This window comes from Photobacterium sp. SKA34, from assembly GCF_000153325.1.
GTDB lineage: Bacteria > Pseudomonadota > Gammaproteobacteria > Enterobacterales > Vibrionaceae > Photobacterium.
In genome coordinates this window covers 799,408-825,742 of the sequence record NZ_CH724142.1, presented here as the reverse complement: position 1 = coordinate 825,742, position 26,335 = coordinate 799,408, and the positions used below count along the sequence as shown (strand labels likewise).

The 26,335-nt window shown below is 40.0% G+C and carries 24 protein-coding genes; 11 read left to right on the top strand and 13 right to left on the bottom strand.

Annotated elements, in window-relative coordinates; genetic code table 11:
• The first annotated feature begins 33 nt into the window (after positions 1 to 33).
• The 3 genes from torA to SKA34_RS12715 all read left to right on the top strand — a co-directional run bounded on the left by torA (position 34) and on the right by SKA34_RS12715 (position 4,023).
• Positions 34 to 2,514 (top strand): trimethylamine-N-oxide reductase TorA, encoded by a 2,481-nt coding sequence (gene torA, locus SKA34_RS12725; RefSeq protein ID WP_006645942.1) that lies wholly within the window; start codon positions 34 to 36, stop codon positions 2,512 to 2,514.
• A 133-nt stretch (positions 2,515 to 2,647) separates the two neighbouring features.
• The gene (locus SKA34_RS12720; protein ID WP_006645941.1) at positions 2,648 to 3,100 is read left to right on the top strand and encodes a group II truncated hemoglobin; all 453 of its coding nucleotides are present in this window, start codon (positions 2,648 to 2,650) and stop codon (positions 3,098 to 3,100) included.
• Between the two features lie 143 nt (positions 3,101 to 3,243).
• Entirely contained in the window at positions 3,244 to 4,023 is a 780-nt protein-coding gene (locus tag SKA34_RS12715) for a TSUP family transporter (RefSeq protein WP_006645940.1), read from the top strand.
• A gap of 204 nt (positions 4,024 to 4,227) precedes the next feature.
• Here the strand turns inward: SKA34_RS12715 and SKA34_RS22615 are convergent, their stop codons facing one another.
• From SKA34_RS22615 to SKA34_RS12700, 3 genes are read right to left on the bottom strand one after another with little or no spacing between them, the layout of a single operon-like run.
• Positions 4,228 to 5,025, bottom strand: a complete 798-nt coding sequence (locus tag SKA34_RS22615; protein ID WP_006645939.1) for an alpha/beta fold hydrolase — start codon at positions 5,023 to 5,025, stop codon at positions 4,228 to 4,230.
• 1 nt (position 5,026) lies between these two features.
• Complete coding sequence (locus tag SKA34_RS12705; protein WP_006645938.1) at positions 5,027 to 5,860, bottom strand: sugar phosphate isomerase/epimerase; 834 nt, start codon at positions 5,858 to 5,860, stop codon at positions 5,027 to 5,029.
• Positions 5,857 to 6,930 (bottom strand): Gfo/Idh/MocA family protein, encoded by a 1,074-nt coding sequence (locus SKA34_RS12700; protein WP_006645937.1) that lies wholly within the window; start codon positions 6,928 to 6,930, stop codon positions 5,857 to 5,859. Before SKA34_RS12700 ends, SKA34_RS12705 begins: the two co-directional genes overlap by 4 nt.
• A 111-nt stretch (positions 6,931 to 7,041) precedes the next feature.
• Between SKA34_RS12700 and SKA34_RS12695 the strand changes: the two genes are divergently transcribed.
• The gene (locus SKA34_RS12695) at positions 7,042 to 8,754 is read left to right on the top strand and encodes an SgrR family transcriptional regulator (RefSeq protein WP_006645936.1); all 1,713 of its coding nucleotides are present in this window, start codon (positions 7,042 to 7,044) and stop codon (positions 8,752 to 8,754) included.
• A gap of 66 nt (positions 8,755 to 8,820) precedes the next feature.
• Here the strand turns inward: SKA34_RS12695 and SKA34_RS12690 are convergent, their stop codons facing one another.
• Positions 8,821 to 9,657, bottom strand: coding sequence for a LysR family transcriptional regulator (locus SKA34_RS12690; RefSeq protein WP_006645935.1), 837 nt, complete (start codon positions 9,655 to 9,657; stop codon positions 8,821 to 8,823).
• A gap of 243 nt (positions 9,658 to 9,900) precedes the next feature.
• On the opposite strand from SKA34_RS12690, the gene SKA34_RS12685 reads away from it, so the two are divergent.
• Both SKA34_RS12685 and SKA34_RS12680 read left to right on the top strand, forming a co-directional pair.
• On the top strand, positions 9,901 to 10,932 hold the full coding sequence (locus SKA34_RS12685; RefSeq protein ID WP_006645934.1) for a nitronate monooxygenase family protein: 1,032 nt from the start codon (positions 9,901 to 9,903) through the stop codon (positions 10,930 to 10,932).
• Between the two features lie 424 nt (positions 10,933 to 11,356).
• A complete protein-coding gene (locus SKA34_RS12680) occupies positions 11,357 to 11,722 on the top strand; it encodes a hypothetical protein (RefSeq protein ID WP_006645933.1) in 366 nt (121 codons plus the stop codon).
• A gap of 87 nt (positions 11,723 to 11,809) precedes the next feature.
• On the opposite strand, the gene SKA34_RS12675 is transcribed toward SKA34_RS12680, so the two are convergent.
• Genes SKA34_RS12675 through cyoA form a run of 8 tightly spaced genes read right to left on the bottom strand, consistent with a single transcriptional unit; the run spans position 11,810 to position 18,367 of the window.
• Entirely contained in the window at positions 11,810 to 12,307 is a 498-nt protein-coding gene (locus SKA34_RS12675) for a hypothetical protein (RefSeq protein WP_006645932.1), read from the bottom strand.
• A gap of 14 nt (positions 12,308 to 12,321) precedes the next feature.
• The gene (locus tag SKA34_RS12670; RefSeq protein WP_006645931.1) at positions 12,322 to 12,834 is read right to left on the bottom strand and encodes a copper chaperone PCu(A)C; all 513 of its coding nucleotides are present in this window, start codon (positions 12,832 to 12,834) and stop codon (positions 12,322 to 12,324) included.
• Between the two features lie 17 nt (positions 12,835 to 12,851).
• Complete coding sequence (locus tag SKA34_RS12665) at positions 12,852 to 13,472, bottom strand: SCO family protein (RefSeq protein ID WP_006645930.1); 621 nt, start codon at positions 13,470 to 13,472, stop codon at positions 12,852 to 12,854.
• Positions 13,472 to 14,389, bottom strand: a complete 918-nt coding sequence (gene cyoE / locus SKA34_RS12660) for a heme o synthase (RefSeq protein ID WP_006645929.1) — start codon at positions 14,387 to 14,389, stop codon at positions 13,472 to 13,474. Before cyoE ends, SKA34_RS12665 begins: the two co-directional genes overlap by 1 nt.
• A 12-nt stretch (positions 14,390 to 14,401) precedes the next feature.
• Positions 14,402 to 14,740, bottom strand: coding sequence for a cytochrome o ubiquinol oxidase subunit IV (gene cyoD, locus SKA34_RS12655; protein WP_006645928.1), 339 nt, complete (start codon positions 14,738 to 14,740; stop codon positions 14,402 to 14,404).
• Positions 14,740 to 15,384: a cytochrome o ubiquinol oxidase subunit III gene (gene cyoC / locus SKA34_RS12650; RefSeq protein WP_006645927.1), complete on the bottom strand. Its 645-nt coding sequence runs from the start codon at positions 15,382 to 15,384 to the stop codon at positions 14,740 to 14,742. Before cyoC ends, cyoD begins: the two co-directional genes overlap by 1 nt.
• A 15-nt stretch (positions 15,385 to 15,399) precedes the next feature.
• Complete coding sequence (gene cyoB / locus SKA34_RS12645; protein ID WP_232284280.1) at positions 15,400 to 17,451, bottom strand: cytochrome o ubiquinol oxidase subunit I; 2,052 nt, start codon at positions 17,449 to 17,451, stop codon at positions 15,400 to 15,402.
• Positions 17,452 to 17,479: 28 nt separating this feature from the next.
• On the bottom strand, positions 17,480 to 18,367 hold the full coding sequence (cyoA, locus tag SKA34_RS12640) for a ubiquinol oxidase subunit II (protein WP_006645925.1): 888 nt from the start codon (positions 18,365 to 18,367) through the stop codon (positions 17,480 to 17,482).
• 845 nt (positions 18,368 to 19,212) lie between these two features.
• Here cyoA and SKA34_RS12635 point away from each other — a divergent pair.
• Complete coding sequence (locus SKA34_RS12635; RefSeq protein ID WP_006645924.1) at positions 19,213 to 20,253, top strand: DUF1214 domain-containing protein; 1,041 nt, start codon at positions 19,213 to 19,215, stop codon at positions 20,251 to 20,253.
• Between the two features lie 68 nt (positions 20,254 to 20,321).
• On the opposite strand, the gene SKA34_RS12630 is transcribed toward SKA34_RS12635, so the two are convergent.
• Positions 20,322 to 20,825, bottom strand: coding sequence for a MarR family winged helix-turn-helix transcriptional regulator (locus tag SKA34_RS12630; RefSeq protein ID WP_006645923.1), 504 nt, complete (start codon positions 20,823 to 20,825; stop codon positions 20,322 to 20,324).
• 307 nt (positions 20,826 to 21,132) lie between these two features.
• On the opposite strand from SKA34_RS12630, the gene SKA34_RS12625 reads away from it, so the two are divergent.
• The 4 genes from SKA34_RS12625 to SKA34_RS12610 all read left to right on the top strand — a co-directional run bounded on the left by SKA34_RS12625 (position 21,133) and on the right by SKA34_RS12610 (position 26,126).
• Positions 21,133 to 22,386, top strand: coding sequence for an imelysin family protein (locus SKA34_RS12625; protein ID WP_006645922.1), 1,254 nt, complete (start codon positions 21,133 to 21,135; stop codon positions 22,384 to 22,386).
• 88 nt (positions 22,387 to 22,474) lie between these two features.
• The gene (locus SKA34_RS12620; protein ID WP_006645921.1) at positions 22,475 to 23,911 is read left to right on the top strand and encodes a di-heme oxidoredictase family protein; all 1,437 of its coding nucleotides are present in this window, start codon (positions 22,475 to 22,477) and stop codon (positions 23,909 to 23,911) included.
• 15 nt (positions 23,912 to 23,926) lie between these two features.
• A complete protein-coding gene (locus SKA34_RS12615; RefSeq protein ID WP_006645920.1) occupies positions 23,927 to 25,024 on the top strand; it encodes an imelysin family protein in 1,098 nt (365 codons plus the stop codon).
• Entirely contained in the window at positions 25,005 to 26,126 is a 1,122-nt protein-coding gene (locus SKA34_RS12610; RefSeq protein WP_006645919.1) for a DUF1513 domain-containing protein, read from the top strand. The genes SKA34_RS12615 and SKA34_RS12610 overlap by 20 nt, the downstream gene beginning before the upstream one ends.
• Positions 26,127 to 26,335: the final 209 nt, after the last annotated feature.

The window sequence follows — 26,335 nt, the reverse complement described above, 5'->3', positions numbered from 1 at the left end:
ACCTTTTTACGTTTTAATCGTGAGGAATTTTTTATGTCACTGAGTAGACGTAAATTTTTGCAAGGTTTAGCAACTACGAGTGCCGCTTCTGTTATTGGTCCTGGATTGTTGATGCAAGCGGCTAAGGCTGCTGAAGAAGTCACAAAATCAACAGAGCCACCGGGTATTTGGAAAGTGACAGGTTCACATTGGGGAGCATTTAGAGCGCGTATTTATAATGGTCAAGTCGCAGAAATTAAGCCCTTTGAATTAGATAAGCACCCAACAGATATGTTAAACGGAATTAAAGGGATAATTTATAGCCCTTCAAGAATTCGTTATCCTATGGTGCGGTTAGACTGGCTTAAGAAAAACAAATACAGTGGCGAAACACGAGGTAACAATCGCTTTGTTCGAGTAACGTGGGATGAAGCGCTAGATCTCTTCTATCAAGAATTACAACGTATCCAAAAAGATTATGGCCCTTGGGCACTTCATGCGGGACAAACAGGCTGGCGTGAAACAGGGCAGTTCCAAAGTTGTACATCACACATGCAACGTGCAGTGGGTATGCATGGTAATTTTATTAAAAAAGTGGGAGATTACTCAACGGGAGCTGGACAAACTATCTTACCTTATGTACTTGGCTCTACCGAGGTATATGCTCAAGCAACGACATGGACAACTATATTAAAAGAGACCAAAACCTTAATCTGGTGGTCTAACGATCCGATTAAAAATAGCCAAGTTGGTTGGCAGTGTGAAACGCACGACTCTTATGGATATTATGCCCAGTTAAAAGACAAAGTCGCAAAGGGCGAGATCACCATGATATCAGTCGATCCTGTGGTGTCGAAAAGCCAAAAATATTTCGGCTGTGAACACCAATACGTTAATCCCCAAACCGATGTTCCTTTCATGTTAGGTATTGCTCATACCTTGTACAAAGAAAACCTATACGATAAACAATTTTTAGAAATTTATACCTTAGGATTTGATGAATTTTTGCCGTATTTACTTGGCACAGGTCAAGATAAAATCGAGAAAACCCCTGAATGGGCAGAAAAGATTTGTGGCGTTAAAGCCGATGATATTCGTAAATTTGCTCGTCGCTTAGTAAAAGATCGCACCATGATAATGTTTGGCTGGGCTGTACAGCGCCAGCAACATGGTGAACAGCCGTATTGGATGGGAGCGGTATTGGCATCCATGCTTGGGCAAATTGGTTTACCTGGAGGTGGGGTGTCTTATTCTCATTTCTATAGTGGCGTTGGGTTACCATTTAGTACCGCAGCGGGGCCGGGTGGTTTTCCACGAAATGTCGATGAAGGGCAAGAGCCCATCTGGAATAATAATGACTTCAAAGGCTATAGCGCAGTAATTCCAGTTGCTCGGTGGATTGATTCGATTATGGAGCCGGGGAAAAAGATAAAATATAACGGCAGTAATGTAGTATTACCCGATATTAAAATGATGGTATTTAGTGGTTGTAACCCATGGAATCACCATCAACAACGTAACCGAATGAAAGAAGCGTTCAGAAAGCTACAAACAGTTGTGAATATTGATTATACATGGACACCAACCTGTCGTTTCTCCGATATCGTATTACCGGCATGTACACAGTTTGAACGTAATGATCTTGACCAATACGGTACATACTCAACTGCTGGTGTGTTGGCGATGCATAAATTGGTTGATCCCTTATACCAATCAAAAACAGATTTTCAAATTTTCACCGAACTTACCGAACGATTTGGTAAAAGTAAGCAATATACTCGTGGCATGACAGAAATGCAGTGGATACAAGATCTCTATAATGATTGTCGTGATGCAAATAAAGATAAAAACCCGATGCCAGAATTTAATGAGTTTTGGAAAAATGGCATCGTCGAATTTAAAACCGACCAGACCTATGTGAGCCACGAAGCGTTCCGAAATGATCCTGAAATCAATTCACTGGGTACACCGTCAGGGTTTATTGAAATTTATAGCCGAAAAATAGCACGCTATAACTATGAACATTGCCAAGGCCACCCAATGTGGTTTGAAAAAGAAGAGCGCTCTCATGGTGGACCGAAATCGGAGCAATTTCCATTCTGGCTGCAATCTTGCCATCCAAATAAACGCTTACACTCACAAATGTGTGATTCTGAAAAGTACCGTAATACCTATGCTGTAAAAGATCATGAACCCGTTTATATCAACCCTGAAGATGCTAAGAAAAAAGGTATTAAAGACGGTGATATTGTTCGAGTCTTTAACGATCGCGGCCAGTTATTAGCAGGGGCGGTATTATCGGAGGATTACCCAACAGGCGTAATAAGGATTTACGAAGGAGCATGGTTTGGGCCGTTGAATAACGACATTGGTGCGATTGATACTTATGGCGATCCTAATACGGTCACCATTGATATTCCATCCTCAGAGCTAGCGCAAGCAACAAGTGCCAATACCGTTGTTGTCGATATTGAAAAATTCACTGGCAAAGTACCGCCTGTGACTTCATTTAGTGGGCCAATTTATGTGAGTTAAGCCGCTATAACTGCAGCAGTAAATCAACGATTGTTGTGACATCCAGCAAACAATAAAGAGTCAGTAACATGGCTCTTTATTGTTTTTAGATATAATAAAATAAACAAAAGCAGTAAAAGACAGTGAGTCGAGATTGGATAGTTCAGAATACCCAGAGCAAGATGATTTTTCAGGTGTAAAGAAAGCAAAAGCGCCAGTATATGGGGTGGGAGATAGCACCTTACAAGCGGCTGGTGGTGAGCTGGGGGTAAAACAATTAGTGGATGCCTTTTATTACTACATGGATACCTTACCCGTTGCTGCCAAAGTACGTGCTATGCATAGTCCTGACTTAACGGAATCTAAAGCTAAACTAACTACATTTTTAGTCGGCTGGATGGGTGGCCCTTCTCGATACGCAGAAATGTATGGCTCAATCAATATACCGGGTGCGCACCGTCATTTAGATATTGGTTTAGCAGAAAAAGATGCATGGCTATTGTGTATGCAAAAAGCGTTAGATGATCAGCCGTATGAGGAAACCTTTAAACGCTATATGATGGTGCAGCTTTCTTTTCCCGCAGAAATGTGTAGAAACCGTAAATAACCTAAAGGTTTCCAATTTTAAATACATATCACAAGCAACCTATTCCAATGTGGAATAGGTTATTATCTTGTTTTTCGCTATTGCATTTTTATTCATAACGTTATTATCAAGTTACTTAATAAAAGGTAACGATGAGACGGGAAATGGAATTAACGTTAGAGATATTTGTAATATTGTTTTTTGTTGCTGGATTAGCTGGTTTTATAGATGCCATCGCAGGGGGCGGGGGGCTATTAACCGTACCGGCACTACTTTCAGTAGGTATCCCACCGGCGCAAGTATTGGCTACCAACAAATTACAAAGTTCATTTGGTAGTTTTTCAGCATCTTTGTACTTTGTCCGTAATGGATTAGTAAAACTTAAAGACATGCGTTTAGCCATTGCCTGTACCTTTACAGGCTCAGCGATTGGCGCGTTGTTGGTTCAACATATTGATGCAGGTATATTAACCAGTCTTATTCCTCTTTTATTAATATTTGTATCACTGTATTTTCTTTTTAGCCCTAATATTGGTAAACCGCAGGGCGATCCAAAACTATCAGAAGCGATGTTTGCTTTTGCCGTGGGTACATCTATTGGCTTTTATGATGGTTTTTTTGGCCCAGGAACTGGATCATTATTTACCATTTGTTTTATTGCGATTGCCAAGTTTGGCCTAGTTGAGGCAACAGCGAGAACCAAAATATTAAACTTCACTTCTAATATCGCTGCGCTTACATTTTTTATTATCGCGGGGCTGCCTATTTGGAAACTGGGTTTAATTATGGCAATAGGTGGCTTTATCGGTGCGCGCTTAGGGGCACACATTGTTATTAATAAAGGACAAAAGTTTATTCGCCCTATGGTTATTATCATGTCGATGATAATGGCGATCAAATTGCTTTGGGAACAACACCCACAATGGTTTCAATTTGCTTTATAACAACTGAATATTAAAAATTTTGGCGATAAATGATATTAAAAGGACACGTTAGTTTGGCTAGGTCTGCATTCAAAACAACATTTATCGCCAATTCCTCTTTTATAATTCAAATAACAGTAAAGTTCTTTTAAGTTAGTGATACTCTGTTACATCTTTCCCTGTTTAGAGACTAAATACCTAACATTGCTAGAGTAAGTACCGAGATTACTTTTCTACGATATTTAAAAACACTCTTTTGCAATCATTAATATATTGTTGCTTATCTTTTGATTTATTGCATATTTGAATTACTTCACATCGCTCAAAATGTTGTGACATTGATTTCGCTTTATCAATAGGGTGTAAATAATCATTTTCTGTAAATAGTGACGTCACATTTATTTTATTTAAATTAATTATTGAGGGAGTAGCATTAGGCTCACAAGTTGTAATTTTCCGTAGTATAGAAATTAAGTTTGAAGCGGGTTGATCAAACAAGTTTCTTAGAGAATTAGCATTATCAGAAGATTGTAATAATACTTTTTGATAAGCTTCAGAATTGAGATAATGCTCTAGACCTTTTTGACAACCATAAACTTCAACAAAGTCGGCCACAGCTTTAAATGGTTCTAAGTTTATAGGGCTTGCTTTAAGTTCCCATGCTGGACGAATAAGAATAAGCTCTTTGACCATTTTAGGGTAACGTGAAGCAAATTGAAGCGCGATCGCTGCCCCCATTGAAATACCAGAAAAATAAGCGATATTTATATCAAGGTGCCTCATTAACGCCTTTAAATCGCTAGTAAATGTGGTGATTGACAATTCATTTATCGGACCAATATCTGAGTGCCCATGATCGCGACATTCTAAGGTAATACAGCGTTGATCAATGTTTGGAAAAATCTCCTTAGTTTGAAAATAGTCGCCAGTTAATCCATGTTGGACAATTAGAGGAACCCCCTTACCACCACTATCAAAATAAGAAAGTTGTACTCCATTGTGAATAAATGTTTTACGCTCCATGCTATTGTCCTGCCTGTATTACTTTTTCTCGGAGGAAGTCATAAACAAACTGGCCATCTTGCTCACTGAACCCATGAGCAATCAGCTCTCCTTGAAAGCCAGAATTAATAAGCATCCGAATGTAAAAATCATAATCTAATATGCCTTTACCTGTTACTCCAAAGCTACCATCAGCGTTACGATCTTTCGCATGAGCTTGAATTATATAAGGCTCGAGTAAATTGAAGCTTTCTTCAATAATATGATGTTGCTCTGCTAAGGTTACTTGTTCAAATAAATTAGCAGGATCAAAAATTATACGGATACGATCACTTTCTAATTGTTCGATTAATCGTTTAGCCTTAGTTGCTGAATTAATTACATTTGATAATTCAGGCTCTATACCTAGATATATGTCGTATTTCTCAGCTATCTGAATAGCTTTTCGCATTTCAGAAACTAATTCGTCCCAAGCCTGTTGTGAATTATTGTCGGGATGGCCATGCCATTGGTTTGTTTGACAACGGGTTCCTGTACACAATGTGATCAGGTTACACCCAATTAAATTAGCTACTCTGGCTAAATTAAGCAGTGATGTTAATCCATTATCTTTAACCTGTTTTGATTGATGAATCATATTATAAGTGGCAGATAAAGAGCTTATCTCTACCTTTGTAGCCAAAGAACTTATCATTAATTCTTCTATAACATTATCTGTTACTTCAAGGGGGAGAGATGAAAGTTTTGAGCAAACCATATTATAAGCAACTGATTCGTAGCCTGCTTTATGAACTTTTAATAAAACTTCTGTAGGGCTTATACCTGAATATGTTTTCGCAAATACACCAATTTTCATGATTCCAGTCCACCTTTCATATCTGCCAGGTAAACTTTTTCACCTGTCTCAACCGATTTAGCGATTGCTACCATGCCACGAATAGATTCTAGGCCGTCATCAATTGTTGCTCCGAGCATTGGAGCACCATTTAAAATTGTGTCTGCAAACGCTTCTACTTGGCGTCTATAAAAGTGACCATCAGCCCCTAGAGGACGATAAGTTGTAGCAGTGGCTTCATCAAAAATATCGACTTCCGATGTTTGGAAGTACCATGGATTTTGAGTTTTCGCTTGGATACTGCCATTCTCTCCATATACATGAAATCCTTCATGCCAGTCCATTCGAACTGAAACCGTTAAATCTAAATGTCCGAGTGTACCATTGGCAAATTCTGTTTCGACAAACCAACAACGCAAACCAGCATCGTCTTTGTAACGTGCGCGGACAGAAATTATATCGCCTGCTAAAAATCGAGCCGTATCGATTAAGTGGGAGCCATGAGCCAACATGTAATAAGTTTGCAAGTTAGCCTTAGGGTTACCTTCCGGTCTTAAAGATTCACCGCTAAACACTATTTTGGGTTGTACTGCATCTGTTACGGTATAACGATGAGTTGAATCGCAATACCAAGCTTTGAGTGCGGTTAATTTGCCCATTTTTTCATTAATGAATTTACGCGCTTGTTGAATTCCAATATCAAAGCGTTTCATGTGAGCGACTTGTACCAGTTTACCGCTTTTTTCCTCTGCCTCTTTTAACGCTAACCCTTCTTCAATTGTTACACCTAAGGGCTTTTCGCAGAGCACATGTTTACCCGCTTCCAAAGCTTTAATTGATGCGGGTACATGAAACGCATCTGATGTCGCAATAATCACGGCATCTAGTTCAGGATCTGCCAACATATCATCGTAGTTTGCGTACGCTTTTTTCGCGCCATGTGTCACCGCCATGCGTTCTCGTAGTTCATCTACAACATCACATATTGCGTATAGTTCAGCATTTTTTGCTTTTGTACAGCTCTCAAAATGGGCAGCTTGTGCGATAGCACCACAACCTAAAACACCGATATTTAGTGTCTTCTTACTCATTTCTTGCTCCCTAAAAATGTAGATAAATAGATAAGTTGGTTTGCGAGGACAGAATGCGTTAGAAAATAATGATATAAAATTGTTTTATTTCATTATTTTGTTTCATCTTTTATGTCTACTCAAAACCTTGAAAATAAGTATTTATCGTTAGTAAGCGTGTTAGGCGTGCATACTCAATCCATTACATTACAAGAAGTTGCAGATATCCTATATTGTTCAAAGCGGCATGCGCGAAATATTGTTTTACAAATGCAGGAGCAAGGTTGGATATGCTGGGAATCAAGTGCAGGAAGAAGCAAACGTTCTCAACTGCGATTATTAATGGATCATGATGAATTTAATGAAGAATGTTTAAAAAGACTAGTAGATAAAGGGCAGATCCAAGAAGCTATCTCCTTAGTTAAAGATGATGAAATTAAACTGCAGTCGTTCTTTTCTCGCCGCTTTGGACATAGCGTAGAAAAAGATCAACATATACTCCGAGTGCCATATTATCGAACCTTACCCAACCTTTACCCAGGAACAGCCTTAAGGCGTTCTGAAGTACATTTAATCCATCAAATATTTAATGGATTAACTCGATATAATGAGGAAAAAGAGGAAGTGGAAGGCGACATTTCCTTTTATTGGAAACAAAAAGATTCTTTAACATGGCAATTTTATTTACGCCAGTCAGTATATTTTCATAACGGCAAACTGCTCGATTCAATGGATGTGGTTAATTCATTATTACGATGCATACGACGCCAACCTGCATTTTCAAATATCAAATCAGTCAAAGCGGTTGATGACCGCTCTATTATTATTCAGTTGTACAAGCCGTGTTTAAATTTACCACTTTTATTGGCAGATCCTAGCGCTATGATTCTGCCAAGAAATCATCAAGCAATGAAAGATTTTTATAAATACCCTGTAGGAACAGGTGCCTACAAAGTGGCTGTTAATGATCATCATCGATTACATTTAATTGCCTATGAGCGGTATTTTGGTTATCGAGCGCTGTTAGATGAAATTGAAATTATTACTCTTCCAGCTAAGCGTGAAGATAAACCAAATATAGTGATGGATTACTTTGAACTTACAGCAAACACTGAGCAAACGGCTTGGGTTGATAACGATGTAAGAAGCCCTAGAGATGAGCAGTTAGTCGAAAATGTAGTAGAGCAAGGCGCATATTTTATCTTGTTTGATCATCGAAATAGTTCGTTTAAAGATCAGTCTGTAAGGGCTTGGTTTGAACAGCAATTACAACCGTGCAATTTATTATTGGGTTTACCCATTGAAGAGCGGAAGTATTGGATGATTGCACAGAGCTTCCTGCCTAAATATTGGCACACTGTTGTGTATAACGAAATTACTCCACCGCCAGAGCAATATTTTAAACTTGGTTATCCCAAGAATAATCATGAGCATTATCAGTTTGCTCTTACTATCAAAGACATTCTTGCTGTACAGGGAGTGATAATTGAATTAGTAGCACTTGATTATGATGAGTGGGAATCGGGAACGGTTGAAATTGATATATGGCTTGGCTCTGTGATGTTTACGGAACCGAAGGCGTGGAACTGTATTAAATGGTTATTAAATACTCCTGTCATACGTGCTTCAATAATGGGCAATGATATTGAAAAGTTGAAAGCACTCGAGGACTCTTGGCATAGCTCTTCATATCAATCGAACGACCTTATTGCTCAAGTATTGAAAGAGATGTGGATTCGACCTTTATTTCATCATTGGTTGAGGTTGCGTTGTTCGCCAAGTGCACAAGGTGTCAAGTTAAACAGTTTAGGCTGGTTTGATTTTAAATCGATATGGCTTGGCTAAAATGTATGACTAAAATAGATCGATGAACTGAGTAAAAATTTATATTCGTAAACCAACAATAATAATTTAGGTAAAGAGATCTGCGATTGTATCGACAAGGTTTTTTACTCGAGTTAACTTATAACTATTTTGACGATAAATCAGAGAAATAGGGCGGATAAGTTCTGTAAGTTCCTTAAACTGAAAACAGAACTTTTCCTCAATCTTTAGTGTTTTTATAATGGAGTCAGGTACAAGGGCAGGAGCAACACCAGCCAAGCCTAGCTGTGCTGCTGCGGTATAAGAATCCATTTCCATTAACGGTATAATGCCTAATTTTTGTAATACTGCGGCTTGAGAAATATTCGCAGGGTTTTTTAAATCATTCACCAAAATGGCTTTTGGTAAGGTCGTTAGTGGTTGGTTAAAAACTAATTTGAAGGGTTCGTCCATTAAGTGTTGAGCAATGAAACTGTATTGTGAAGGTAAATGCCCCGCACAAAAGCCAATGGATGCCTTACCGGATTGTACGTTTTCGACAATCACAGGGGTATGGTGAGTGGTAATTGAAATGTATTTATCGTGCTGGAAATATTGCCCCATCGCTTGTGATAAATAACCCGCGACTAAGGTTTCAGAGCAATCAATCGTAATAATGCTTTGATCGTCTTGGTTCTGATGTTCAAAAATCAACCCTCGAATTTCATTAAAACTCGGCCCTACATTGTTAATCAGCGCATGGGCGTCAGGGGTTAGCTTAATTAACCGTCCCGCAGGTATGATCAGCTTAGTGCCTAATGTCGCTTCTAGCTTGGCAATCCGTTTGCTCACGGCTGACTGGCTGATATATAAACGGCTTCCCGTACGGCTCATGGTGCCTTCTTCTGCTAGCACTAATAAGGTTTCAATACCTTCGAGTAACATAGTTCATTCCATTGATGAAAAAGAGGAATTAATCATACGTGATTATAGGAGAAGAGGCGAGATGCTTACTCGTTGCCGCTAACTCATGATTGCCCCGAAGTTTGCTAGAGTCCTCACATACTCCTATCACGATTACTAATGGTTGGCCGTTCAAAGTAGCTTAGTTCACATATTGTTAAACTTTTCGTTTGCAACTGTTAACATTGATGCTACTAAGCTCATATTGGAAAGCAAGGATCAATAATGACCTCTAAGTTAAACCAGTTACTCGGAACTAAGCTAAACATCATTCAAGCGCCAATGGCAGGTGTACAAAACTGGGAGTTAGCTGTCGCAGTTTCCGAAGCTGGTGGACTCGGTTCTATTCCATGTGGAATGCTAACTCCTGAGAAAGTAGTGGAAGAAATTGAGCAATTTAAAGCACATAGTGATAAACGTTATAACCTAAACTTTTTTTGCCACGAAATGGAGCCAATAGATCAAGATTCACTAAAAAATTGGCAATCGCTATTACAGGGCTACTACAGGGACTTAGAAGTTGAAAGTCCTAATGGTTTACAGGGTTTGCGTTACCCTTTTGATTCCAAAATGGCTGATTGTATAGAGCCATTTAAACCACCAGTTCTAAGTTTTCATTTCGGCTTGCCCTCACAGGAACTTATCGAACGAATCAAGTCTTGGGGTACTGTGATACTTTCGTCTGCTACTACGCTAGAAGAGGCGATCTGGTTAGAGAAGCATGGTGCAGATATCATCATTGCACAAGGTGTAGAAGCTGGCGGTCATAGAGCAATGTTTTTAACCAATGACTTGAATAGTCAAATGCCTACAGTAGAACTGTTACTTGCTTTGCAATCACATGTATCTGTACCTATTGTTGCCGCAGGAGGTATTGGGTCTAAGGATGACATACGAAAGTTAGTTGAACTTGGAAGTAGTGGTGTTCAAGTAGGTACAGCCTTTTTGCTTTGCAATGAAGTTAAGACGACTAAAGTACATAGGGCTTCGCTCAAATCTAACAAACAAATTACCGCAATCACTAACGTATTCTCTGGTCGACCAGCAAGAGGAATACGCAACAAAGTAATGATCGAACTCGATTATATTTCAAAAGAAGCTCCGAAATTCCCATATGCTTCAATAGCGATGGCACCACTAAGAGCAAAGGCTGAATCACAATTGTCTTGTGATTTTACCCCCTTATGGTCTGGTACAAACAGGAATGCATGTGAAGAAGTCTCTGCATCGGATTTAATGAAAACGTTAACCAGTTAGCATCGTAATGTGTAGTGGCTAAGTAAATTTGGCCGCTACAGTAGAAGCTTTGCTATACCTCAAGTAATCCGTTATATACTAATTTAGCGATCCATATAACACGAAACTATCCATAAATAAGTTAACTCTAGCTTCAATAAAAAACCAAACAATCGATCGGTTTTTTATTAATTTGATGCTGCTAAGCTGCGTAGCAATGAGCTTTAGTGTCTTATTCTTAAATGCATTTTGCTGATTATTGTTAAATGAAACCGCCATGAAGATGGATATTGAATGTTTATAAATGATGAATTTAGATATTCGTCGAATAACATTGTGTATCTTGTTTCATTCCAAGGTATTACGTTGCGAGTAAAAATAGACCTATATAGTATTTTCATCATTATTTGATCGGATGAATAACTGAAAAATTTAGGAGTATTACATGTCAGAGATGCAAGAAGAGGTGGTGGTTAATCCAACCATGACAGCAAAAGATGAAGCCGCAAAAACAAACGCATTAATTGCCTATGGCTTGATGATTCTTGGCTTATTTACTGGGATTTTCTGGTTCGTTGGTGCAGTTTGGGCAATGGTGAAAAAGAGTGATGCAAAAGGGACTATCTTTGCCGATCACTACAGCAATATTACAACAACGTTCTGGTGGGGGTTAGGCTTATCTATTATTTGCGGCGTACTAACATTAGTTGTTGTAGGCTATTTCTTCGCTATTGCAGTCTGGATTTGGTCTATATTCCGCGTGGTGAAAGGTTTAGCGAAACTGACCTCTAATAAAGGGTATAACGGCTAACGTTAATACTTAGTTGCGTGACGAATAAAAAATGCCCTGTACTTGATAAATCAAGAAATAGGGCATTGATATTGATTATGTTTATGGTTAGTTACTAATCACTTGACGTGTCGTTACTAAGCAAAAGTTCGAGAACTGCTCTGTAAGAAACGCTTCTTTACCTTTGATTTTTTTACTCTTTAGCACATAAGTATGTTCATTCAGTTTTCCTTCGAAATCCCATTTGCTAAAAGCTTCATGGCGAGCGTCAGCACAAGAAGTTTGCAAAATATAGCTTTCAGTAACTGAAGTATCACATCCACCTTCGATATTTTTCACACCATGAAAAGTTACATGGCTTTGACGATCACGATAGGTGGTTACAGCCAGTGCATTGAAAAGATGCACATCATCAGACTTACTCACGTAAGGCAGCATTCTATGAGGATTCTCTTTTAACGTGGCTGTTGCCAAATCCCTTAGTTCAGAAGAGCAGGGGATAGCTTGGCTCTCAAGAATACTGTCCATTGATGTTTTCGCTTGAGCGATATTAAACAAGCTTGGTAAAGCGATCAGCGAACCTAGCACACAAGCAAATAACTTCATATTTATACCCCGAATCAATACTTGGTCATCGGCATAACAGTGAGTTGCACGTCAAAACTTTCACCGTTGTCGGCAACTAAAGTCACTTTGATTTCTTGTCCCGGCTCAAATGCTTCTTTAACACCCATAAACATTAGGTGGTAATCTTTTGGCTTTAGTTCAACAGAACCATTTGCAGGGATCTCAAGGGAATCAACTTTACGCATTGCCATCTGACTATCACGCATAAACATACGGTGGATCTCTGTGTGTTTTGCTATAGATGATTTTGCCTCTACAAGACGAATAGGCTTATCGGTATCGTTGGTGATCTTCATATAACCAGCGCTAACCTTTACCCCGGGAATGGTTGCTTTAGCACGAGCATTTTCAATCGTCAGTACGTCATTAATGTTTTGTACTTCATGGTATGTTTTCGTGTCAGCGGCAGTTGCATCATGGCCACTGTGATCGTGTGTAATGTGGTCATTAGCAGAAGCTTGGAATGCAGCTAGTACTAATGCAATTGATAATACGGTCTTTTTCATAAAATTCCCTATAAATTTTAGTTATTAGCAAGGGTGTTGCTATGAGCACGGTCAATACCTGCAGCTAGCTCAATAGGTGTTGTTGTATGGCTCATTGCATCAACCAACTTTCCTTCTGGATTAATAATATAGAAACGAGAAGCGTGGTCTACGGTGTAGCTAAGTTCAGAAGATTCCATATCAACTAAATCAAAGTAAACACCATACTGTTCTGTTAAGGCGTCTATTTCTTGTTTTGTCCCTGTTAAACCTTTGATGCGTTTATCAAAATGCTTAGCAAACTTGTCAAGAGAGTCAAGGTTATCTCGACCAGGATCAACACTAATAAAAATACCTTGTACGTTTGCATATTCTTCAGGTGGTAACATTGAAAAAGCTGTCGACATTACGCCCATAGAAGAAGGGCAGACTTCAGCGCAGTTTAAGAATCCAAAATAAAGAACGACAGTTTGACCTTTAAATTGGTCAAGGCTGACGGTGCCATCAAGGCTATTTAGTTGAAATTCACCGCCAAGATCTTTAAGCGCTTTTTGTTTTTCTCCAATCGGGGTTGTGCTGTTATTTATGTAAAGCGCGAAAATGCCAGTGAGGGCAAGTGCTCCAAGAAGGAGCACAATTTTTACAGGGTTTTTCGTCATTAACTTCGCTCCAGCAGAGTAGAAACTACTGTATTACTAGCTTGATAATTTTTTGATAGGTCTCCCGCCGAAAAGTCGAGAGAAATAAGTAAACAAAACACCATGATGTTAGCGATTGAGCAAAGTAACATTTGTTTGCCCCATTGCGCATCTGGCACTTTTTGGTAGCCCACTTTGGCAATATACAACCAGTGAAGACTGACTAAACCAACACCTAGTGCATACCAGCTACCCGCATAACCTAGGTAGTTAAGTGCTAAAGCAGCAACAGCAAACGCAATGATGTAAGCAATGATGTGTAAACGAGCACGTGCTATTCCCACTTCTACAGGTAGAACTGGAATGGATGCTGCTTTGTAATCATCAAATCGGTAAATAGCAATGGCATAGGAATGAGGAAGCTGCCAGATACAGAAAGTAATGAATAAGATCGCAGCGCCAGCATCAAAGTGACCTGTTACTGCGCAATAACCGATAACCGGAGGACATGCACCAGAAAGTCCGCCTATCAGTGTGCCGTAAACGGATTTACGCTTGTAGTAAAGACTATATAAACCGACATAGACAACGAATCCAAGCACACCAAATTGCAATGCAATCGTTGTTGTAAATTGGCTAAGTAGGTAGAAGCCAGACAAACCTAATACCGTGGCCCAGATAAGTGCGTGAGATACAGGTATAACATTTTTAACGAGTTCTCTTTCGCAGGTACGTTTCATTAAGCGATCGATATCTTTATCGATCACGTTGTTGAAAACGCAGCCTGATGCAACGATTAGGCTAGTACCCATACACACAGCAAGGAGTAATAGCCAATCGATATTGCCTTGAGAAGCGAGAAGCACACCACCGATGGCGGCAACTAAGTTGCCGCCGATAATACCGGGTTTGGTGATTTTTAGATAAGGTCTATACATCCTGAAACCCTATTAGTGACCCATCAGCATGTTGTGATTTAGGTGTTCCATAATCCACAACGAACCAATGAGGATAATTGCGACAATTACCACAACAAAAACGGCGGAAGAGGTATTCCACATCTGCTTTGATGAGGCATTCATATGTAAAAAGTAAACAAGTTGAACAAAAATTTGCGCGACTGCGAAAACCATGATTACGCCGATAATTAGCGGCTTAGAGCCGATTCCAGCCATCACCATAGCAAAAGGCACTACAGTTAGAATGATGGATAGAATCAAGCCATTTAAATACTCTTTTACGCTACCGTGAGCCTGTCCACCTTGGCCGTGCTCAGATGAATTAGCCATTACAATACCCCCATCAAGTAAACAACGCTGAATACACAGATCCAAATAACATCTAGGAAGTGCCAGAATAAGCTCAGACAAGCTAGACGAGTTTTATTATCTTCAGAAAAACCATCACGCTTGAAATGGACGAATAGAACAGTCATCCAAATCAGGCCAGCAAATACGTGAAGTCCGTGCGTTGCAACAAGTGCATAGAAAGATGACCAGTATGCACTGCTGTGGAAAGTGGCACCTTCATTACTGAAATGCCAGAACTCATAAAGCTCCATTACTAAGAAAGACAGACCGAGTGCAAAGGTAATGCCCAACCATTTGAGCATGCCCTTCATGTTTTCATTGTTCGCCTTAAGCATCGCCATGCCAAAAGTGAAACTACTTAGGAGAAGTAGGGCAGTTTCACCAGCAACGAAAGTTAAATTGAACAGTTCAGTTGGCTCAATTTGTCCAGCAAAGCTGTTTGAGAAAACGGCAAACACTGCGAAAAGCGTACCGAATAATAAACAGTCACTAAGGATATAAATCCAGAAACCAAAGATCGTATCGCCTGCGTAATCATGATGGTCATGATCATCGTGATCATGACCGTCATGTGACTGAACAGCGACGTTTGGTTCAAATGTATGTTTAACTTCTGTAGTCATAATTGCTGTCAGTCCCTATGCCGTAACAGGTTTTAGGTCAGACGAATCATCTTCATCCTGATCTTCGTCTTTATTTTCTTCGCTAGTCGAACCTTGTTCGCCATAAACACGTGCTAGATGTGCACGCTCAATTGCTTCAACTTCAGCAACTTCAACGTAGTAGTCTTTGTTGCGCTCAAAACTGTATGCAATCCATGAGGCCAAAATACCAACACCGCTAGCGATTACCATCCACCAGATATGCCATATAAAAGCGAAACCGAGTGTTAATGCAAATGCGCTGATCACAACACCTGCCCACGTATTCTTAGGCATATGAATGCGCTTGTAACGTTCAGGTGCTTTGTACGCTAATCCGTTCTCTTTCGCATAGTGGTGCTCATCACGGTCGTGAATTTTAGGTAGCGTCGCGAAGTTGTAGAACGCTGGTGGCGAAGATGTTGCCCACTCAAGCGTACGTCCATCCCAAGGGTCACCGGTAAGATCAAGGTTCTTCTTACGGTCACGAATACTTACGTAAACTTGGTAGAATTGAGTCGCAATACCCGATGCAATGATAAATACGCCAAATGCAGAGATCCAAAGTAGTGGTGCCCACTCAGGGTTATCTGCAACATTCAGACGACGTGTCATACCACTGAAACCAAGAACGTAAATTGGCATGAAGGTTACGAAGAACCCGACAGTCCAAAGAACACAAGAAAGTTTGCCTAGTTTTTCGTCTAGCTTGAAACCCGTAGCTTTAGGGAACCAGTAAGTGAAACCTGCAAAGTAACCGAATAGCGCACCACCGATAATCACGTTATGGAAGTGAGCGATAACGAATAAGCTGTTGTGAAGTACGAAGTTTGCTGCTGGAACTGCAAGCATAACACCCGTCATACCACCAATTGTAAAGGTAATTAGGAATGCAATTGTCCACCACATGCTCGCTGAAAACTCAACGCGGCCTTTGTACATAGTAAATAGCCAGTTGAATATCTTAACCCCAGTTGGAATAGAGATAATCATCGTAGCAATACCAAAGAAAGCGTTAACACTTGCACCTGCACCCATGGTGAAGAAGTGGTGTAGCCATACAACGAATGACAGAATCATGATAACGGCTGTTGCCCACACAAGTGATACATAGCCGAATAGACGCTTACGTGAGAATGTCGCTGTGATTTCTGAGAATATACCAAAAGCAGGTAAAATCAGAATGTATACTTCAGGGTGACCCCATGCCCAGATAAGGTTAACGTACATCATTACGTTACCGCCCATATCTGTTGTGAAGAAATGGGTGCCAATGTAACGGTCAAGTGTTAATAGCGTTAACGTTACTGTCAGAATCGGGAAAGCCAGAACAATCAGTGCGTTTGCACATAGCGATGTCCATGTAAACACAGGCATTTGCATCAGTTTCATACCTGGTGCGCGCATGCGAATGATGGTCACAACGAAGTTAACACCGGTCAGTAGGGTACCGATACCAGAGATCTGTAGCGCCCAAAGCCAGTAGTCGACACCCACCCAAGGACTGTATTCCATACCTGATAGTGGCGGGTAAGCAAGCCAACCTGTTGAAGCAAACTCACCGATAAACAGTGACATGTTAATCAGAATTGCACCAACTACAAAGAGCCAGAAGCTCAAAGAGTTTAAGAATGGGAAGGCTACGTCACGTGCACCAATTTGCAGTGGAACGATGATGTTCATCAGACCTACCACGAATGGCATGGCAACGAAGAAAATCATGATTACACCATGGGCACTGAAAATTTGGTCGTAGTGCTCTGGGGGGAGATAACCAGTCCCATTGATGGTTGCTGCAGCTTGTTGAGTTCGCATCATGAAGGCGTCAGCAAAACCACGGAAAAGCATCACTGCCGCGACAATGATGTACATGATGCCGATTTTCTTATGGTCGACGGAAGTAAACCATTGTTCCCACAAATGCTTCCACTTACCGTAGTAAGTAATTGCAGCTACAAGTGCTAATCCACCAAGAAGGGCACCTAGCATAACAGGTAATATGACTGGGTCTGTAAATGGAATCACATCCCAATTTAGTTTGCCGAAGATAGGATCCGGATCGGCGTAGACATCGCCTTTATAAGCCATTTTGGACTCCCGCGTGTTTTTCAATAATATCTTTGAATCGAAGAGGATCGACAGAAGCAAAGTAAGTCACAGGGTGGGCTGTTTTAATTTGCTCTTTAGCATTGGCTGTCAGCACAGCGTAGCTGCTGTCGTTCAATACTTTGTCGGATGCTTTAACTTTTTGAACCCATTGTTCAAAGTCGGCATTGTCTACTGCGTGTGCTTTAAACTTCATGTTGGTAAAACCAAAGCCGCTGTAGTTTGCAGAAATACCACGGTAAACGCCTTTCTCTTCTGCCATAAGGTGAAGTCTATTTTCCATCCCAGCCATTGCGTACACCTGGCTACCAAGTTGTGGGATGAAGAATGAATTCATCGTGGTGTCTGATGTAACTAAGAATCTAACTGGTCGATTTACAGGTAATGCAATCTCATTAACTGTTGCTATCTGCTGTTCAGGATAAATAAATAGCCACTTCCAGTTCATTGCAACAACTTGGATAGTCAACGGTTTTTCTTCAGATGCAATCTCTTTACGCGGGTCGAGAGAATATGAGGTTTGATAAGTGATCCAACCTAGCGCAAGAATGATTAAGCAAGGAACTGCCCACACAATCACTTCGATTTTTGTGGAATGCTCCCAGTTTGGTTTGTACTCAGCATCTTTATTGCTGTGGCGGTATTTGTAAGGGAAATACACGGACATCAGCAAAACAGGGACTATAATTATTGCCATCAAAAGTACTGATGTAATGATCAGTGAAGACTGGGCTTGACCAATCGAGCCTTTTGAATCAAATAGAACCATATTACTGCTAGTAAATATGAACGTTAAAAGTGCTACTGATAATGTTGCAAGGATCGTTATCCCAACTTTCCTGCTGCGTGTTATCTTCATTTTTCCTCCCTGACCTTGTACTACTTTCACTTTATCCAGTAATGAAAATCAGAAGACTGCTTTAAAAGGATTGTCAAATATATATTATTGATTTGTAATTATTTAACGTTGTAAACAAAATTTAGAAATTTGTTATTCGTTATTGATATTAACCGTGTCTGATTTCCTTCTTTTGTTCATAAAGTTTATGAGTGCAATTTAATGGCAAAAGTAAGCAATGTAAAACACATGTTTCATTTTGTTGCAAAATGATGATGTACGTTGCAAATATTGCTGAATTTATAAGTCACATTGATTAATTTTTCCCATTTTATAACTTATTCTTCCTAGCTTTCATCCTTGTTGATCACTAATTTTTACATTGCTTGACGATTCGAGTGACGAATATATGTGATTTTGTGCAATTCAAGAATTTATCTCACATTCTATTTAGTTATGATTTCATTAATAATTTATGTTTTAAAACACCATATAGATCACTTTTATGAAGCAATTTATCCCCGATGTTTTATTATTTTGTAATACAAAATCACGGGGTGATTTAGGTCTCATTTTTTCATTGCTAAATTATTTTTTGTTACCTAATTGCAACATTGTGTGTAGCGCTGGTTCGCCTTGATTCTCTGTTTTCGTTACTCTCTATTCTCATTCTTGATGAATGGCTCATTGCATTCTTTAGCTATAAAAGGGTTATGACTATTAATGGCAATGGAATTGAGATCACATGACGAGGCTGCAAAAAACTTTATCTTTGATTCTGACTTCATTTCTATCAGCCCAAACAAGAAACATTAGATGGCAATTGGATGCTGCCAACATCAATACCCTCTAAAAAGTGAGTGCAGATGATGAGAATTAAAATCACTTGGATATTATTTGCTTCAATGTTGTTTGGGGGCGGGTCTTGCCAAGTAAAGGCAAAGGAAAAAACTAGTTATGATCCTGTTACGCTACAAACACTTCCGAGTGTAGAGTTTATAAATCAAGCACAAAGATTACTGGCACTTACTGGCGGGCTAAATCAATTCTATAGTTTCAAAGAGCCAACCCCTATTAATAACCAGCCTGTTATAAGAATGAATCGTGACACACTTTATATGACGGGTGTTTTTGATGTGAGTGCTGGGGTAAAAATTACCATTCCAGATATGGAGGATCGGTATGTTTCGCTAATGACGGTTAATGAGCAAGGTTATACCACATTTGTTAAAACGGGCGCTGGTCAGTACGAGTTAAACAGCGAAAATGTAGGTAGTGATTATGCTGCTTTCATTGTTCGGATTTTAGTCAATGCATCATCTAAAAAGGATATTTCGCAAGTACAAAATTTGCAGAAATTGATTTCAGATAATGTGAAAGCCAACGCAAAAACGCTTTATCAGCCAGCGAAATATGATTCTGAAAGTTATAAAAAACTTTATGACAAAATGTTAGAAAAAGGGAGAACTTTACCAAGCCTAAAAGGAGCTTTTGGTCGTCCTGATGAAGTGAATCCAGCCGTGTTTCCTATCGGTACTATAATGGGGTGGGGCGCTTTACCCGATAAGAATGCATTTTATGGTAATGTTGATCCAAAACTGCCTGTGGATACTTACCAGATTAATGTAAAAGATGTTCCGGTTAACGCGTTTTGGTCAATAAGCTTGTATGACGCTGATGGTTATTTCAAAGAAAATAAGTTAGGTAAATACAATGTGAATAGCGTGATGGGAAGGCCGAATCTGGATGGTTCTTATACAATTCATTTTGGTGGCTGTGAGGATAATCGCGTTAACTGTCTACCTATTATGGAAGGTTGGAATTACATTGTGCGGATGTATCAACCTAGCCAAGATATTATAGATGGTACGTGGATGTTTCCAAAACCCGTAAAGATATCTAAATAACTTAAACTAAAAAACCGATCAAATGATCGGTTCTTTATTCTCTCAATATTTACGAACGTGTGTGACGCTTATTCTTCTAATTCGCTTTTGGTTTTTTCTTGCTGAGTAATGCTACCTACTTCAAGTAGGGGAGCAACATCAAGATGTTCGGCATTCATCATGGTTGAAATACGCTGTACTGATGACAGTAGCAGTGATTGTTCCCAATCGTCCAACTCTTGATATTGAGAAATAAAGCTGTCTTGCAGCGGTAATGGCGCTTTTTCAAGGAGTGTTAAGCCATCTTCGGTAAGGTGAGCATGCACTTTACGCTTATCTAATTGGCTACGTTGACGTACGACTAAACCGCGCTTTTCTAGTCGATCAAGAATGGTCGTAGCCGTTGCTTGACTCATATTAGTGTTATTAGAAAGCTGACGAATAGTCACTTCTTCACCTGATGCTTTAATCGCTCGCATCAAAACTAATTGAGGCCCTGTCAATCCTGCGTTTTTGTTCAATTTTCTTGAATGCAGGTCGATAGCGCGAATAATTTGTCGAAGAGCAATCAGAACTTCTTCGTGCTTGTCCATGTAAATCTCCAAATCTTACAGCGGCATATTACGTATTGATATTTATCACTGTGGTAATAAATCTCAGTAGTGCAATATGTATCATTACGCTAGCTATAGCAAAGATTATACGTGAATTACATCGAGATAATCGTTATATCTGCTCTAGTTATGGTTTTTTTAAAATTAAATGCAAATTATTATCATTAATTGTGGTTGATGTGTTTCAAAATGTTACCAATCTGATATATTGCCTGAATAATAACAATTATCAGTTAGATTTGCATTCTAGTTGTATCAAGAAACGCTCAACAAGGAAGAACCTTTAATGAATAAAATATTTACTCATACTCTGATTGCGGCTGCGATATTCACGTTGCCGACAGTGACACAAGCGGCAACTAAACAAGAAGTGGTGACGCATTATGCTGATCTTGCACACAATGTTTATAGTGATGCATTAACTACTGCGAAAGATTTAGATAAAGCGATTGCTGCACTTGTTGCTAATCCTTCTGAAAAAACACTTTCAGCAGCACGTATCGCATGGAAAGCTTCTCGCGTTCCTTATCAACAATCTGAAGTATTCCGTTTTGGTAATGGTATTGTTGATGATTGGGAAGGGCAATTAAATGCGTGGCCGTTAGATGAAGGTTTAATTGATTACGTAGCGAATGATTACCAACACGAGCTTGGTAATGAAGGCGCAAAAGCGAATATCGTAGCAAGTAATACTCTGAATGTCGGTAATAAAGAGATTGATGTTACTAAGATCACGCCTGAATTGATTGCTGGTTTAAATGAATTAGGCGGTTCTGAAGCAAACGTGGCTTCTGGTTATCATGCAATTGAGTTTCTATTATGGGGACAAGACCTTAACGGTACTAAGAGTGGTGCTGGCGATCGTAAATTTACAGACTTTGTAAAGGGCGAAGCGTGTACTAATGGTAACTGTGATCGTCGTGCTGAGTATTTAACGGCTTCTTCTCAACTGCTGATTAACGATCTGCAATGGATGGAAAAGCAGTGGTCAGCAACCGAAGCGAAGAACTACCGTAGTGAATTACTAGCGGAATCAGCAGATAACGGCTTACGTAAAATGCTGTTTGGTATGGGGTCTCTTTCATTAGGTGAGCTTGCTGGTGAGCGCATGAAGGTGGCGTTAGAAGCCAATTCAACGGAAGACGAGCATGATTGTTTTTCAGATAACACCCATAACTCGCATTACTACAATGAGCAAGGTATCTATAACGTTTACACCGGTACTTACACCCGTACTAATGGTGAAGTGTTAACAGGCCCAAGTATTAATGACTTAGTGGCAGCTCAAGATAAAAAAGCCGCTGCTGAAATTAAAGCAGAATTTGATAAAACTCGCGCTCAACTACAAACACTTGTTGATTCAGCTGAAAAAGATAACCAACACTTTGATCAGCTTATTGCTACAGATAATAAAGCCGGCCATGCGTTGGTGAATAAATCTATTATGGCTTTAGTGCAGCAAACTGCTGAGATTGAAAAAGCGGCAAGTATTATTGGTGTGAGTAATTTAAACCCAGATACTGCAGATCATCAGTTCTAAGTGACTTATCGCTCTACAAAAATATAAAAATAAGTCGCCAGCAATTAGGGCGACTTTATTCGTATTTTAATAATAAGAATCTATGAGTATGAAGTATTTAGCAACGATGATGATGTCACTAGGGGTACTGCCTGTTATTGCGTCTGCAGAATCCACTATTCCTGAAAAACAAAAGCCAAAGTATACCCAAGAGCAACTGGCAAAAATCAAATCTGGCGGTGATACTACAACGCCAAAAACAGGTGCCAACGCCTTTTCTTTGCCTTCGAGTAATTTGCCGATGTCTAAGCGATTAGATTTCAGTGTTGGTAACAGTTTTTTTCGTAATCCTTGGGTACAAGCCCCTGCAACAACTGATGCTCGTGATGGTTTAGGGCCGTTATTTAATACTAATGGTTGTCAGAATTGCCACATAAAGGATGGGCGCGGTCATCCACCTGAGAAAGGCGATATTAATGCTGTTTCTATGCTGGTACGTTTAAGTATTCCTGCACTAACAAATGAGCAGAAAAAACAGTTAATTAAAAATGGCTCAATTCCAGAGCCGGCTTATGGCGGCCAATTACAAGATTTTGCCTTGCCTGAAGCCAAACCAGAAGGGCAAATATCATTAACCTACAGTGATTTACCAGTGACGTTTGCTGACGGTGAGGTGATAACCCTACGTAAGCCTAATTTAACTATCAAGGATCTCAATTATGGCCCAATGGCGGAAGATGTAATGCTATCTGCACGTATTGCGCCAACAATGATCGGATTGGGTTTGTTGGAGCATATCCCTGAGGCGACATTGCAGTCTTTTGTTACTGCACAAGCCGATGAAGGCAGAGGCGTAAGCGGAAAGTTAAACCAAGTATGGGACGTGCAAGCGAATAAAACGGTGATTGGACGCTTTGGTTGGAAAGCGGGGCAACCGACTTTAATGCAGCAAAATGCTGCTGCGTTTAGTGGTGATTTAGGCTTAACCAGTGCGTTATTTGAACAAGAAAACTGTAGTAATAAACAGTCAATTTGCCAAGAGCTGCCTAATGGCGGCAAACATGAAGTTACGGAAAAAGTACTTAATTTTGTCGAATTTTATTCGCAGCATTTAGCGGTTCCTGCGCGTCGAAATATTACAGAACCTCAAGTCATGACTGGTGAAAAGCTGTTTTCTGATATTGGCTGTGAAAGTTGTCACCGTAAGAATATTAAGACAGCCAACGTACCTAATCGTCCAGCGTTATCTGAACAAACTATCAACCCTTATACTGATTTGTTATTACACGATATGGGTGAAGGGTTAGCAGATAATCGTCCTGAGTTTTTAGCTAATGGTCAAGAATGGCGTACACCGCCGTTATGGGGATTAGGTTATACCGAGGAAGTGAACGGACACACTAACTTTTTACATGATGGACGTGCACGAACGGTTATGGAAGCAGTGTTATGGCATGGCGGTGAAGCACAAATGAGCCGCGATAAAGTGTTGCAACTGCCTTTATCTGATCGCCAAGCATTAGTCGCGTTTTTAAATTCACTGTAAAGAGGAGGTATTGTAATGAAGAAGTATGCAAGCCAATCTCAGATTACTCTTGCTATTTGTACATTGGCGTTAAGTATTATTACCACAGGTTGTAGTGACGACAGTATTGACGTTTCACAATCAGAGCCCAAACCAACGCCACCGATTGAAAGTGTAAAACCTAAGGAGGCGCTAGGTTTTAATCTTACGCCCGTTTATGAACTGTCACTGGATGCCGCAACAAAGTATCAGCAATCGACACGTTTATTGCATGAGAGCGTTAATCATCTTTGTAGCCAGTACAGTGATGCTTCTATAAAAGCGGCGCAAGATGCATGGCTATCAACAATGCAAAGCTGGATGGCATTACAAGGCCGCGAAAAAGGCAGTGAAGAAGCATTAGCTTTAAGCTGGCAAGTGCAATTTTGGCCTGATAAAAAGAACACCACAGGTAGAAAGCTTAAACAGTTGTTACAGTCAGATAAAACATTTACCAGCCAAGGCATTGCTGATCAAAGTGTGGTAGTGCAGGGTTTAGGTGCTGCTGAATGGTTTTTATTTAAAGAGCAAAAGCAGTTATCTCAGGCTAATTATTGTCAGTTAGCCGTTGCAATAACAGGGCATATGGTACAAACCGCCACAGATTTAGTCTCAGAGTGGAAGCATAACCCATGGCAAACATTACCGACGCCATTAGCCTTAGGTGAATATTTAGGTGCGCTCAATAACCAGCTTGATTACACCCTTAAAAAACTGACTCGTCCAATGGGGAAGCCAGGTAATCCTAAACCATATCAAGCGGAAGCATGGCGTTCACAAACATCAATGGTGAGTTTAAAAGCGAGTGTGGAAGCATTACATCAGTTGTATCTTGCTAATGGCAAGGGTCTGAATGCCTTATTGATTAAAGAAGGGCATGAGATCACCGCAAATCGTATTAATCAGCGTTTTGAACTGTTGTTAGCCGATTGGCCTCAAGAAAAAAGCATGGGGTCGTTACTAAAAACAAAAGCTGGATACCGTGAATTAATTAATGTGTTCAATGGGCTGGAATATATTCAGTTAGCGTTACACGATGATGTAGCTGCAGAGCTAGGTATTGTAATGGGGTTTAATGCAACCGATGGCGACTAACTTATCGAGGCGTAAATTATTACGTTATGCGCTTTCATCTGCCAGTGCTTTACCGTTTATGTCGGTAACTGGCTGTGATGTTAGCGCGAGACATGGTGTTTCAGCACAATCACATAGCCAGCCCAAATTGATTGGTTGTAGTCGAACCGCAGCGGGGAAATTTGCAGCTGTTGTGGCTGATTTATCAGGAAATCCACTGCTGAAAATTATGTTACCTACACGAGGGCATGGTATATCGTTACAACGTAATGGTGTGTTGGCTGCGGTATTTTCTCGCCGTCCTGGACAATATGTTCAAGTGTTTGATCACAAATCAGGTAAAGAATGGGGCTTACGAGCAGCAGATCCTAATCGTTACTTTTACGGTCATGGTGTTTTTTCTGACGATGGTCAGTATTTGTATACAACGGAGGGAGAGTCAGCAACCAGTCGTGGTATTATTGGGGTTTATGAGGTCAAGCAAGGTTTACCCAAAGTGGCTGAGTTTAGCGATTTTGGTATTGGCCCTCATGAAGTGATTTGGGCTGATAATAATACCTTAGCTGTGGGTGTTGGTGGGGTGCATACCCAAGGGCGAACACCGTTAAATCTTGATTCAATGCAACCTGCATTAGTGTATTTAGATAAGAGCCGAGGTGAGATTGTTGATCAAGCAGAACTTGCTGATAAGCGACTAAGTATTCGTCATCTTAGCTTAATGGATAATGGGGATATCGCTTGCGGTCAACAGTATCGTGGTAAGCCTGAACATGTCGCACCGCTGGTGGCTACGCATCAACGTGGACAAGCATTACACTCATTATTGGCTGAAGATGAAGAATGGTTGAGGTTTAATCATTACATTGCCAGTATCGGTACGATTGATGGCTATTTATTAGCAACGTCACCTAGGGGTAATTGTTACGGCATTTGGGAGCAATCAACACGAGAGTTAGTTGAGGTGAAGCCTTTAGTCGATGCTTCTGGCGTTGCGATGCTAGATAACCATTGGATTGTTGGCTCTGGCGCAGGGAAAATACTCAGTATTGATACCCATTTTAAAAAGACGTCAGAACAAAGTGCGATTATGTGGGATAACCATTGGGCACTGTTTGCTGTCTAATAACGTTATTTACTACTGTTGTTGATACAAATGCTGTTTCTTCTTAGTAATAAGAAACAGCACTATTTTTTGTAATCTGCGAACGTTACTGCTAATAATTTTCTGTTTCCTTTCTATTCTTATAGATATATTTCACTTTAATCAAATTGCGTCTACATTTAATGCTCTAAATACTACTATTATTAGTAATGGCGGGGTAGTGCTTGGGG